Genomic DNA, 12,291 nt, shown 5'->3' on the forward strand with positions numbered 1-12,291 from the left:
TTTCTTTTTTACTAATTGAACGTATTGTTCGATGTTTTTCTAAAACTTCTTTCACACAGCGTAACTTAAATGCTACATCATATTTTACTTTTCTTGTTATAAAAAATGCCCCCAAAAGTGTCTAACTTTTTGGGGGCAGTGTATATCGAGAATCCTTTTTATTTCTATATAAAGTTGTTCTTACAAAACTTCTTTAATTGCTGCGTTTAACTTTTCAGTAATATCTTCAATAGAACCTACTCCATCAATCTCAACCCATTTTCCTTGTGCTTTGTAGTGTTCAGCTACAATTGCAGTTTTTTGGTAATACTCAGTAATACGATCACGAATAATTTTTTCGTCTACATCATCTGCACGTCCAGATGTTTTTCCGCGCTCTAATAAACGTTCTACTAAAATTTCGTCATCGACAACTAATGCCAATGTAATCGAAACTTCGTTGTTATATTTATCAGCAAGGATTTTATCTAAAGCCTCTGCTTGTGACGTAGTACGTGGATATCCATCAAAAATATATCCTTGTTCATTTGGATTATTGTCTAAATGATCAACCAACATATTTGTTGTCACCTCGTCTGGAACTAACTGCCCCTTGTCCATGTAAGATTTTACAAGTGCACCTAATTCTGTTTCATTTTTTAAGTTGAAACGGAACAAGTCTCCTGTAGAAATTTGAGGAGTTTGGTATTTTTCTTCTAAAAATTTAGCTTGTGTTCCTTTACCACTGCCAGGAGGTCCGAACAATACAATGTTTAGCATGTTGTTTAATGTTTTATTTGATAAATATCTGGTAAATTTCTTCCTAATCCGTCAAAATCTAATCCATAACCTACTACAAATTTGTCAGGAATAGAAATTCCTACTAAATCTACTTTCAACTCTTTTTTGTAAGCATCTGGTTTAAATAATAAAGTAGCTACTTTCAAAGACTTCACCTTTTTCTCTTTCAGGATACGGTGCAATTCTACTAACGTATTACCTGTATCTACAATATCTTCTAAAATAATTACATGACGTCCTTCAACACTCATCGGAATATCCATCTCAATTTGAACTTTTCCTGTTGATTCTGTTCCTTCGTAAGATTTTAACTTCAAGAAAGAAATCTCACATTCTCCTTGATATTGTTTTAAGAAATCGCTAAAGAACATGACAACTCCGTTTAAAACTCCGACAAAAATCGGCCTTTCGTCTTTGTATTCTTCATAAACTTCGTTTGCCATATTTTTGATGGCGTGTTCTATTTCTTCAAATGCGATGTACGGAATAAATTTTTTACCGTGAATTTCTATTTCTTTCATTGTTTGAGATATTCAAATATATACTTTTTTTGATAAAGTTTAAAACATTTATCTATTTTATTAGATTGTCATTGAGAAAATACGTGTTTCAGGCTCGTTATCTATCATTCTCTTATCGAATGTCATACATACATTTCGAACAAATGGACGTCCTTGTTCTTTCACGATTAAACCATTTTCTACAAATTCAATCAAATTATCGTCTACCATGCCTTGTAACATCGTTTTAATTCGCTCTACATCATCAAATCTCATACTTTCATCAGCCCAAGAAGTTTCTAAATTACACATTAAATTTAGAATATGACGACGCATAATTAAATCTTCTTCTGATAAAATATGACCTTTGAAAACGGATAATTCTCCGTTATGGATTGATTTTTCGTACTCTTCTACTGTTTTTTCATTTTGTGCGAAACTATACCAAGAATCGCTAATAGAAGAAACTCCTAAGCCTACCATTAATTGTGTTTTCGAAGAAGAATATCCCATAAAATTACGGTGTAATGTATGCTCCTTCATCGATTGATACATCGAATCGTGTTCTAATGCAAAGTGATCCATTCCTATTTCGAAATAATTCATTTCTTCGAACATTTTTTTTCCTTCTTCGTACAAAGCACGTTTCAATTCTGGCGTAGGTAAATCTTCTTCATGAAAACCACGTTGTCCAACTCCTTTTATCCATGGTACATGTGCATAACTATAAAAAGAAATACGATCTGGATTAAGTTGTTTTGTCAAATTAATCGTCTCTAACATTCCTTCCATTGTTTGATGAGGAAGCCCAAAAATCAAATCATGAGAAATCGATGAAAAACCAATTTCACGCGCTTCTTCTGTTGCTCTTTTCACATTTTCGAAAGGTTGAACACGATTAATCGCTTTCTGAACTTTAAGATCATAGTCTTGTACACCATACGAAATACGTCTAAAGCCTAAATCGTATAATACTTGTAAATGTTCTTTTGTTGTGTTATTCGGATGTCCTTCTAAACTAAATTCGTGTCCTTCGGCAGCATCCGCATATTCAAAAATACCATCAATTAATTTCTTCAAATTTTCTGAAGAGAAAAAAGTTGGTGTTCCTCCTCCTAAATGAATTTCCTTAATTTTTGGTCGAGATGAAAATAAATCTACATACAATTTCCATTCTTTCAAAACTGTATCAATATAAGGAATTTCTACCGAATGTTGTTTAGTAATACGTTTGTTACATGCACAAAATGTACACAAAGACTCACAATAAGGTAAGTGAATATAAATTGATATACCTTCTTCTGCATTACTTTCATCAAAAGATCGTTGGAAAGTTTCCACCCATCCTTGTTTTGTAAATCCATTATTGTCCCAAAATGGAACTGTAGGATAACTTGTGTAACGAGGTCCTGGAATATTGTATTTTTGGATTAAATTATTCATATCTAAAAAAATTAAAAATACTTAATCAAGTTGATTAAGTATTATTTAATATTATTGAATTCTAAAAAAAAAATTAAAGAATTGCTTGACGAACTCTAACTAATTTCGTTAATAATCCTTCTAACAAATCTAATTGTAACATATTTGCTCCGTCACTTTTTGCATTTTTAGGATCTTGATGCGTTTCGATAAAAATACCGTCAGCACCTACAGCAATTCCAGCTTTTGCAATCGTTTCGATTAACTCTGGTTTTCCTCCTGTAACACCCGAAGCTTGATTTGGTTGTTGTAATGAATGCGTGATATCTAAAATAACTGGCGCATAGTTTTGCATCACAGGAATTCCACGATAATCCACCACTAAATCACCATAACCTAACATTGTTCCTCGTTCGATTATAGCTACATTATTGTTACCTGAATCTGTCACTTTTTCAACAGGAAATTTCATTGCTTCTGGCGAAAGAAATTGTCCTTTTTTCAGCGTAACATGCTTCCCTGTTTTTGCTGCAGCAACAACTAAGTCCGTTTGACGAACCAAAAAAGCAGGAATTTGTAAAACATCTACATAAGCTGCAGCCATTTCTGCATGAAAAGGTTCATGAATATCCGTTGTTGTAGGAACATCAAATGTTTCGCCTACTTTTTGAATAATCTTCAATGCTTTTTCATCTCCAATTCCTGTAAAACTATCAATACGAGAACGGTTTGCTTTTCTGAAAGATCCTTTAAAAACATAAGGAATCTCTAATTTATCAGTAATGTTAATTACTTTTTCAGCAATTCTCAAAGCCATATCCTCATTCTCGATGGCACATGGACCAGCAAGTAAAAAGAAATTTGGCGAATCTTTGTGTTTTATCTTTGATAAAGTTTCTATCATTGTGCAAATTTACACAAAGTTATCGACTTATTTTTCATAATTTTGCCTATACTTTATCATTCTTATTTATCATTTTATGGATTTTTTATCTAACATTGGTATAGCTGATATTTTTGGCTATTTAGCTTCAGTCTTTATTGTACTAGCATTCTTTTTTTCAAAAATCACAACCATTCGTATTATCAATGCAATAGGGTGTATATGTTTTGTAATTTATGCTGCAATGATTGAGGCTTGGCCAGTTCTTATTCCGAATGCGTTATTATTTTTAGTACAGGCTTATTATATTGCTTTTAAACCTGGAAAATAACCTTTAAAAACCACAACATTGAAAATTCTTTCTGCAGTATTAAATAATATTGAAACGGATCAACGATTAGATAAAGTTTGTCATTCTTTATTGAAATTTGGATATGATGTAGAATTAATTGGCGCAACATTAAAAGGAAAGCCAAATTTGAATAAACCATACAAAACGCATTTGATTGAGATGAATAATCAATCAACGATGAAAATGTATGCCGAATTTAATTGGAAATTATTTTTTACTTTATTAAAAAAAACAGATAAAAAGACCATTTTATTAGCGAATGATTTGGACAGTTTATTCCCTTTTTACTTGGTCAGCAAAATCAAAAATAGACCTTTAGTTTTTGATAGTCATGAGATTTTTTCAGAGTTACCATCACTTCAGAATCGTCCAAAAACAAAAAAAATATGGAAAACTTTAGAACAATTCTTACTTCCAAAAATCAATCATTTTTACACCGTTAGTGATGGATATGTTAATTGGTTTCATAAAGAATATGGCGCTAATCCGGTTGTGATTAGAAATGTTCCCAATCGAACAAAACTGAATGATAAACAAGATTTTATTTTCTTTCGCTTACCCGAAAATCCAACGAATGACAAAATTTTAATGTATCAAGGTGCAATCAATATGAGTCGAGGAATCGATAAAATGATTGAAGCATTTAAGTATGTCGAAAATTGTCAATTTTGGATTGCTGGAGAAGGTCCAAAAAAAGCAGAATACGAGCAATTGGTAAAAAATTTAAACCTTACAAATCGCATTCATTTTTTAGGAAATATTCCCCCAAAAACTTTAAAAACCATAACACCTTTAGCTGATGTAGGAATGAGTTTGGAAGAAGATTTGGGTTTAAGCTATCGCTATGCTCTACCGAATAAACTATTTGACTTTATTCAAGCAAGAGTTCCTATTTTAGCGACAAATTTACCAGAGATAAAAAAAATGGTAGAAGAATACAACGTAGGTAAAGTGATTATAAACCATGAACCAAAACATTTGGCCGAAACATTACAAGAGATCTTAAACGAAGGAAAACGAAGTTACCAAGAAAATCTTGCAAAAGCTGCAAAAGAACTTTGTTGGGAAAACGAAGAAATAAAACTGAAAGCAATTTTTGAACAAATAAAAAAATAGGTTAATCTCCTTAACCTATTCTTTTTCTTTTTTATATACATGCGGATTTTCGACTACTCCTTTCTTAAAAACCTTTCTAACCCCCATTCTCAACGCATTATCAACTTGTAAAACTTGATCCAACACTTTTTGTTCAGGACGCCCTCTAAAAGATGTAACATGAAACGAATCTGTTTCTCTTAAAGGTTCTTTCGAAAAATAATAATTCGACACACATTTTCTAAACCCTTCATATTTTATTGGTGAAACCGAATGCAACGATTCGTTATGCGTCGCCATTACAGCTAATCGATTGAATTTACTAAAAATTGTAATCTGCTCATTCTTCAACCCATTTGGCCAAATTTCTAAATTTCCTCCATATTCTTCTCTCCAATCTGGTGTCACATAATACAATAAATTTAATACGCGCCATAATTCTCTTTTTGCATCATGAGAATTATCTAAATGTGGTTGTAAAAATTGTTTATTCCCCATCATCGACAATCCGCCAGCATACAAAGAAGAATCTGGAATAGGTTGCTTTATATCACATATTTCTGCAATCAAACTCACAATTCTTTCGTCTTGAAAAGCATAAATAATCTCTTCCAAAATAGGATGATATTGGTTCATTTGAACAGCGATATATTTATCTTCTTTCAAACTTTTTTTCAAAACCATTTCATCTTTAGAAGGAAAGTTTTCATTAATTTCCAATGCTAAATCTTTTGGCAATAAATCATCTATCCAAAAATATCCAATTTTATTTTTAGAAGTATGATATTGCTGTTTTATAGTGTCTTTTTGGTCTTTAATTTTTTGTAAAATTAAATCTGCAAAATTTTCTCTGCGCATATTCGTTGTTAATTGTATTTAAATTTAAGAAAAAATTTCGTTTAAAATATTTTTTGCATTCATTCTGTCATTTAAATAAGTTTCTAAAATAGATTTGTAAGTTTCTGAAGCAATAAATGGTTTATTTTTCAATAAATTAATTTGTTCAATAAGCTCCTTTTTATTCTTAACTTCAATACATAATTGACGAATATGATCGTCATCTATCACATTGTCATTAATAATAGAATATCGACTATTAAATAATGCATTTACAACTTTCAATTTCGTTCCAGACTGCTGAAAAGACCAACTAATATTCATTTGAGCATTTTTAAACAACGTTAACAGATGTTTAAAATCTTCTAAGTAAATAAATTTAATATTCTTTCTACCAACTATTTTATCTTCAACCCATGCTTGTTTAGAACTTGAAGCGATGATTAAAGGATAATCTATATCGTTAAAAACATCAATCAAAAATTCTACAGCTCTACGGTTATCTGCTGCTCTTAAATCCCCATGATACAAGGCATAATGACCACAACCTTTTAAATTAAAAAAGGTATTATTCCCATGAAAAACAGGTATAAATTTACCTTTAGAAAACGTTTGATATATATAATCTTGTTCATAATTAGACAACGTGAAAATTTGATCAAAATGACTCATAATCGGCTCATATTTAATGTACTTTTTAGCTTCTAAGTAATACATCACTCTCTTAAAAATATTTGTTTCACTTAAAGCTAAACCTTCAAAATAATTTTGCTCAATATTATGTAATCTTAAATATTTTTTTTGATTTGATAAATTAAATTTTCGAATAATATCTGTCGTTTTAAGGCTTTCAAAAAAAATTGGTGCGTCAATTTTGGTTATATTTTCAAATAATTTATTTCCATTTCTTGAACAAACTGAAAATGGAGATTTATTAAAAACCAAAAAAGGATTTTGCTTGATAGGATAATAGTAGACTTTTTCAGCATACTTTTCTAAACCACTCTCTTTATTTTCTTTAAATCCAAAAACATGTAAATACACTTTTACCCCTAATTGATGAAAAGCCTGTAATTTAAAAAACACGTCTATCACTCCTCCATAACTTGGAGGAAAAGGCGTGTCCATGCTTACAAAATGTAATGGTTTATCTCTAAACATTTTATTAGTTTAATATATAAAAAAAAAGAGTCTACAACTAAGTAAACTCTTTCTTTAAAATTATATTGTATATAAATTTTTATTCTGTGATTGCTTCAGTAACCTCAAATAATTTTCCGTCTTCACAACGTACTTTACGAGCAGGATAACGACGAATAATTTCGTAATCATGTGTAGCCATTAAAACTGCACAATTATTTTGTTTTGACACAGATAACAACAAATCCATTATGTCATTTGAAGTTTCTGGATCTAAGTTTCCTGTCGGCTCATCAGCTAAAATCAATTCTGGATGATTCAACAAAGCACGAGCAATAGAAACACGCTGCTGCTCACCACCTGAAAGACGGAATGGCATCATTTTCTTTTTAGACAACATACCTACTGCATCTAAAACCTCATCGATACGTTTATCAATTGTCGCTTTATCTTTCCAACCTGTAGCCTTCAAAACAAAGATTAAATTTTGTTCAACTGTACGGTCTGTTAATAATTGGAAATCCTGAAAGACAATCCCTAAATGCCTTCTAAGGTCTGGAATTTTACTTGTTTTTAATGATTTCAAATCCATTCCAACCACAGCTCCTTGCCCTGATTGTAGTGGTAAATCACCATAAAGTACTTTTAACAAACTACTTTTTCCACTTCCCGTTTTCCCGATTAGATAAACAAATTCACCTTCGTTTAGTGTAAAATTAACGTCCGATAATACTAAATGATTTCTTTGATATATAGATGATTGACTTAACTCAATTACATTTTTAGCTTCCATACTTATTACAGTCTTTAAAACAAATGTAAAAAAAAAGCTTGAAAGAACGACCTTCAAGCTTATTTTTTATGAATTGTAGCGATTATCTTTTAGCTCTTACTTCACTAACAGTTAATGCTTTTCTTCCTTTCTTTCTACGAGCAGCTAATACTTTGCGCCCGTTTTTAGAAGCCATACGCTCACGGAATCCGTGTTTGTTTCTTTTTTTTCTGTTACTTGGTTGAAATGTTCTCTTACTCATCTTTACTAAGTTTCTAATCCATTACTCGAATGGGTTGCAAATATACAGTTAATATTATTAATTCAAAAATCAAAATGATAGAAAATTACAAAAAAGCTGAATTAATAGTAAACCGCGTTCCGTTCTACACTTTGTAATTTTCGAAGTGCAAATATAAAAACATTTTTTTGTTAAGCAAGAGAAAATTAAAACAATAACAATTAAAACTTATCAACATTTTGTTTCACTTAATCAAATCAACCAATTTTCGGAACGATGTAAAATGAATCCTTAAAAGTTTCATAAAACATCAAATATCTTGTTTTTAGCAGTCTTTTTTTTGCTTAAAATTCGTATATTAGCCACCTTATATAACAAAACAATATGACTGAAGGAGAAAGACTAATCCCAATTAACATTGAGGATGAAATGAAATCCGCTTACATCGATTATTCGATGTCGGTAATCGTATCTCGTGCGCTTCCGGATGTGCGTGATGGTTTAAAACCTGTACACCGTAGAGTATTATTCGGAATGTATGAATTAGGTGTTTTTTCTAATCGTTCTTACAAAAAGTCGGCACGTATTGTAGGGGAAGTTTTAGGTAAATTTCACCCACATGGCGACCTTTCTGTTTACGACACTATGGTACGTATGGCACAACCTTGGTCTTTGCGTTACTTACTAGTTGACGGACAAGGTAACTACGGTTCTGTAGATGGAGATCCACCCGCTGCAATGCGTTATACTGAAGCAAGACTTCAAAAAATATCAGACGAATTATTAGCTGATTTAGATAAAGAAACAGTTGATTTTCAACTAAACTTCGACGATACAATCCAAGAACCTACGGTTTTACCAACACGTGTTCCTAACCTATTAGTGAATGGTGCATCTGGTATTGCAGTTGGTATGGCTACAAATATGGCTCCGCACAACTTAACAGAAGTTATTGACGGAACTATCGCTTATATTGATAATCGTGAAATTACAATTGACGAATTAACACAATATATCAAAGCACCAGACTTCCCAACTGGAGGTACTATTTATGGTTACGACGGAGTAAAACAAGCCTTCGAAACTGGACGTGGACGTGTTGTTTTACGTGCAAAAACTAATTTCGAAGAAGTACATGGGCGCGATTGTATTATCGTAACAGAAATTCCTTACCAAGTTAACAAAGCAGACATGATTGCAAAAACTGCTGAGTTGGTAAAAGACGGTAAATTAGATGGTATTTCTGAGATTCGTGACGAATCTGACCGTAAAGGTATGCGTATCGTTTATGTCTTAAAAATGGACGCAGTTCCTAACGTAGTTTTAAATAAATTATTTAAATTCACTCAATTACAATCATCTTTCAGTGTAAACAATATTGCCTTGGTAAATGGAAGACCAGAGCAATTGAACTTGAAAGATATGATTTATCATTTCGTAGAACACCGTCACGAAGTTGTTATTCGTCGTACTGAATACGAATTAAGAAAAGCACAAGAAAGAGCACACATCTTAGAAGGTTACATGAAAGTAATCGGAACACAAGATGATTTGGACCGTGCAATTAAAATTATTCGCGAATCTGCAACACCAGAGGATGCTCGTACAGGATTAATGGAAGCTTTTGAGTTATCAGAAATTCAGGCACGTGCCATCTTAGATTTACGTTTACGTACATTAACTGGTCTTGAGATTGATAAGATTCGTGAAGAGTACGAAGAAATCATGAAAATGATTAATCACTTAAAAGATATTTTAGCAAACGAAGATTTACGAATGCAAATTATCAAAGACGAATTATTAGAAGTTCGTAAAAAATATGGTGATGAACGTCGTACAGAGATTGATTATGCAGGTGGTGATTTAAATATAGAAGATTTAATTCCTGATGAACAAGTTGTTTTAACAATTTCTCACATGGGTTACATCAAACGTACACCACTTTCAGAATACCGCAAACAATCTCGCGGAGGAGTTGGTAACAGAGCTGCCACAACTCGTGACGAAGATTTCTTAGAATATATGGTTTCAGCATCTAACCACCAATACATGTTATTCTTTACAGAAAAAGGTAAATGTTTTTGGATGCGTGTATATGAAATTCCAGAAGGTTCTAAAACATCTAAAGGTAGAGCCATACAAAACTTAATCAACATCGAACCAGATGACAAAGTAAAAGCCTACATCTTAACACACGACTTAATGAACGAAGAATACGTAAATAATAATTACGTAATTATGGTAACTAAAAATGGTATCATCAAGAAAACATCTTTAGAAGCTTATTCTCGTCCACGTACAAATGGTATTAACGCAATTACAGTTCGTGAAGGTGATACATTATTAGAAGCATTATTAACAAATGGTAAATCCCAAATTATGATCGCTTCTAAATATGGTAAAGCAATTCGTTTCGAAGATGAAAAAGTTCGTCCAATGGGTCGTACTGCTTCAGGTGTTCGTGGAATTAACTTAGGTGATCAACCTGATAATGAAGTTGTCGGAATGATTGTTGTAACTGATATAGAAAAAGAGACTGTATTAGTCGTTTCTGAACAAGGTTATGGAAAACGCTCATCTATAGAAGATTACCGCGAAACAAATCGTGGTGGAAAAGGTGTCACAACTTTAAATATCACTGACAAAACAGGTAAATTAATCGCAATTGAAGCGGTTACAGATGAAGATGATTTAATGATTATCAATAAATCTGGAGTTGCAATTAGAACAGGTTTAGATGAAATTCGTGTAATGGGTCGCGCAACGCAAGGTGTTCGATTGATTAACCTGAAAAAGAACGATGAAATTGCAGCTATTGCAAAAGTGCAAGTTGAAGAAGAATTGGAAAACGAAGTGGAACATGATGAAGAAGGAAATCCAATTATTGTAGAAAATACAAACGAAAACAACGAAACTCAAGCAAATGAAACACCTGCTGAGGATCCAAATAATGAATAATCAATGAAAAAATTATTATTTAGTTTAAGTTTAGTTTTAGCAATATCAACATCATTTGCTCAAACAAACTCAGAAGAATTAACAACAGAACCTACAGTTTTAGCTGAAAAATACAATAAATTAGCAAAAGAAAACTTAGCAAAAGGTGACGTTACAAAAGCAAGTCAAGATTTAGCAAAATTATCTAAATACGAAAACGGCAAAGTTTGGCAAGTCAAAAATAAAGACACTAAAAAAGATGAGTTTTACTATTCTCAAGCTGATTTAGATAAAGCAACTGCAGCTGGTAATTATGCAAAAGCAAAAGAAGTTGCATTACAACCAAAATATGGTTTCTTATTGCAATCAGAAGTTTCTACTTTAGCGAACAAAGAATTAGACGCTGCTAACAAAGCAATGGATGCTAAACAATACACAGAAGCAGGAACAAAATTCTTGAACGTTTATAATTTAGTTGAAGCTTTAGGTACAAAAGAAGATATATATAAATACCAAGCTGCAATCTGTTTTTACAATGCAAATGATTATGACAAATCATTAACAATTTTGAAAGAATTAGCTGCAAAAGGATTCACAGGTAAATCGGCTAATCAAACAAAAGATTACAACCGTGATATGTATATTTTAGCTCTTAATGGTTTATACAATGCAAAAAAACACGATGCAATTGTAGAAGAAGCTATTGATAAATACCCTACTGATGCTGACATCAACACCATTGCGACTGCAATCTACCAAGTATCTGGAAATTCTGACAAAATGTTAAAACGTATCGAAGAAGCGATTAAAATTAATCCAAATGATGCGCAAAACTATTACAACTTAGGCGTTTTATATTTAGATGATAAATCTAAAACAGAAGAGGCTAAAAAAATGTTCCAAAAATCGATTGAGTTAAACCCAAAACATTTCGAATCTTATAACAATTTAGTGTTAGCTATTTTACAAGCAGACAAAGAAATTGTTGAAGCGATGAACAACAATTTAGGAACATCAAAAAAAGAGAAGGAAATTTACAATGCAAACGAAACAAAACGTAAAGCTTTGTTTACAGAAGCAGTTCCTTATCTTGAAAAAATGTACGAAATTCAACCAGAAAATCGTTTGGTTATTCGTAACTTAATTCAAGCATACAAAACATTAGGAAACGATCAGAAAGAAACTTTCTATCGTGAAGCTGAGAAAAAAACTTTAAAATAATTCTCACAATTATATAACAATAAAAAAGGACTTCAAATACACTGCCCCCAAAAAGTTAGACACTTTTGGGGGCATTTTTTATGACAAGAAAAGTAAAATATGGTGTAGCAT

At 31.8% G+C, this 12,291-nt stretch carries 12 protein-coding genes; 4 read left to right on the plus strand and 8 right to left on the minus strand.

Going from position 1 to position 12,291, the window contains the following annotated elements:
* Positions 1–180 precede the first annotated feature (180 nt).
* The 4 genes from HX088_RS12900 to kdsA all read right to left on the minus strand — a co-directional run bounded on the left by HX088_RS12900 (position 181) and on the right by kdsA (position 3,606).
* The gene (locus HX088_RS12900; RefSeq protein ID WP_171623230.1) at positions 181–759 is read right to left on the minus strand and encodes an adenylate kinase; all 579 of its coding nucleotides are present in this window, start codon (positions 757–759) and stop codon (positions 181–183) included.
* Between the two features lie 5 nt (positions 760–764).
* Positions 765–1,301: a hypoxanthine phosphoribosyltransferase gene (hpt, locus tag HX088_RS12905; protein ID WP_171623229.1), complete on the minus strand. Its 537-nt coding sequence runs from the start codon at positions 1,299–1,301 to the stop codon at positions 765–767.
* Positions 1,302–1,361: 60 nt separating this feature from the next.
* A complete protein-coding gene (gene hemN, locus HX088_RS12910) occupies positions 1,362–2,723 on the minus strand; it encodes an oxygen-independent coproporphyrinogen III oxidase (RefSeq protein WP_286484361.1) in 1,362 nt (453 codons plus the stop codon).
* Positions 2,724–2,796: 73 nt separating this feature from the next.
* Complete coding sequence (kdsA, locus tag HX088_RS12915; RefSeq protein ID WP_171623227.1) at positions 2,797–3,606, minus strand: 3-deoxy-8-phosphooctulonate synthase; 810 nt, start codon at positions 3,604–3,606, stop codon at positions 2,797–2,799.
* A 76-nt stretch (positions 3,607–3,682) separates the two neighbouring features.
* Between kdsA and HX088_RS12920 the strand changes: the two genes are divergently transcribed.
* Together HX088_RS12920 and HX088_RS12925 are read left to right on the plus strand one after the other, a co-directional pair.
* Positions 3,683–3,916, plus strand: coding sequence for a uroporphyrinogen decarboxylase (locus HX088_RS12920; protein WP_171623226.1), 234 nt, complete (start codon positions 3,683–3,685; stop codon positions 3,914–3,916).
* A gap of 18 nt (positions 3,917–3,934) precedes the next feature.
* A complete protein-coding gene (locus tag HX088_RS12925; protein WP_286484362.1) occupies positions 3,935–5,053 on the plus strand; it encodes a glycosyltransferase in 1,119 nt (372 codons plus the stop codon).
* 15 nt (positions 5,054–5,068) lie between these two features.
* Here HX088_RS12925 and HX088_RS12930 read toward each other — a convergent pair whose 3' ends face one another.
* The 4 genes from HX088_RS12930 to rpmH form a co-directional block, all read right to left on the minus strand.
* A complete protein-coding gene (locus HX088_RS12930; RefSeq protein WP_286484363.1) occupies positions 5,069–5,890 on the minus strand; it encodes a 2OG-Fe(II) oxygenase in 822 nt (273 codons plus the stop codon).
* Positions 5,891–5,914: 24 nt separating this feature from the next.
* Positions 5,915–7,030: a P-loop NTPase family protein gene (locus tag HX088_RS12935; protein WP_260542171.1), complete on the minus strand. Its 1,116-nt coding sequence runs from the start codon at positions 7,028–7,030 to the stop codon at positions 5,915–5,917.
* Between the two features lie 79 nt (positions 7,031–7,109).
* Positions 7,110–7,802 carry a cell division ATP-binding protein FtsE gene (locus tag HX088_RS12940; RefSeq protein WP_171623222.1) on the minus strand — a complete coding sequence of 231 codons (693 nt, stop codon included), beginning with the start codon at positions 7,800–7,802 and terminating at the stop codon, positions 7,110–7,112.
* 82 nt (positions 7,803–7,884) lie between these two features.
* Positions 7,885–8,043: a 50S ribosomal protein L34 gene (gene rpmH, locus HX088_RS12945; protein ID WP_019974979.1), complete on the minus strand. Its 159-nt coding sequence runs from the start codon at positions 8,041–8,043 to the stop codon at positions 7,885–7,887.
* A gap of 363 nt (positions 8,044–8,406) precedes the next feature.
* Here rpmH and gyrA point away from each other — a divergent pair, with 363 nt between their 5' ends.
* Positions 8,407–10,980: a DNA gyrase subunit A gene (gene gyrA, locus HX088_RS12950; protein WP_284583284.1), complete on the plus strand. Its 2,574-nt coding sequence runs from the start codon at positions 8,407–8,409 to the stop codon at positions 10,978–10,980.
* Positions 10,981–10,983: 3 nt separating this feature from the next.
* Positions 10,984–12,180: a tetratricopeptide repeat protein gene (locus HX088_RS12955; RefSeq protein WP_286484364.1), complete on the plus strand. Its 1,197-nt coding sequence runs from the start codon at positions 10,984–10,986 to the stop codon at positions 12,178–12,180.
* Positions 12,181–12,291 lie beyond the last annotated feature (111 nt).

The organism is Empedobacter sp. 225-1 (genome assembly GCF_030328185.1).
In the GTDB taxonomy this organism is placed as follows: Bacteria; Bacteroidota; Bacteroidia; order Flavobacteriales; family Weeksellaceae; genus Empedobacter; species Empedobacter stercoris.

Excerpts from the sequence above, each read along its gene's own strand:
- HX088_RS12900 (WP_171623230.1), bottom strand. The coding sequence starts at position 759 with ATGCTAAACATTGTATTGTTCGGACCTCCTGGCAGTGGTAAAGGAACA.
- hpt (WP_171623229.1), bottom strand. The coding sequence starts at position 1,301 with ATGAAAGAAATAGAAATTCACGGTAAAAAATTTATTCCGTACATCGCA.
- hemN (WP_286484361.1), bottom strand. The coding sequence starts at position 2,723 with ATGAATAATTTAATCCAAAAATACAATATTCCAGGACCTCGTTACACA.
- kdsA (WP_171623227.1), bottom strand. The coding sequence starts at position 3,606 with ATGATAGAAACTTTATCAAAGATAAAACACAAAGATTCGCCAAATTTC.
- HX088_RS12920 (WP_171623226.1), top strand. The coding sequence starts at position 3,683 with ATGGATTTTTTATCTAACATTGGTATAGCTGATATTTTTGGCTATTTA.
- HX088_RS12930 (WP_286484363.1), bottom strand. The coding sequence starts at position 5,890 with ATGCGCAGAGAAAATTTTGCAGATTTAATTTTACAAAAAATTAAAGAC.
- HX088_RS12935 (WP_260542171.1), bottom strand. The coding sequence starts at position 7,030 with ATGTTTAGAGATAAACCATTACATTTTGTAAGCATGGACACGCCTTTT.
- HX088_RS12940 (WP_171623222.1), bottom strand. The coding sequence starts at position 7,802 with ATGGAAGCTAAAAATGTAATTGAGTTAAGTCAATCATCTATATATCAA.
- rpmH (WP_019974979.1), bottom strand. The coding sequence starts at position 8,043 with ATGAGTAAGAGAACATTTCAACCAAGTAACAGAAAAAAAAGAAACAAA.
- gyrA (WP_284583284.1), top strand. The coding sequence starts at position 8,407 with ATGACTGAAGGAGAAAGACTAATCCCAATTAACATTGAGGATGAAATG.
- HX088_RS12955 (WP_286484364.1), top strand. The coding sequence starts at position 10,984 with ATGAAAAAATTATTATTTAGTTTAAGTTTAGTTTTAGCAATATCAACA.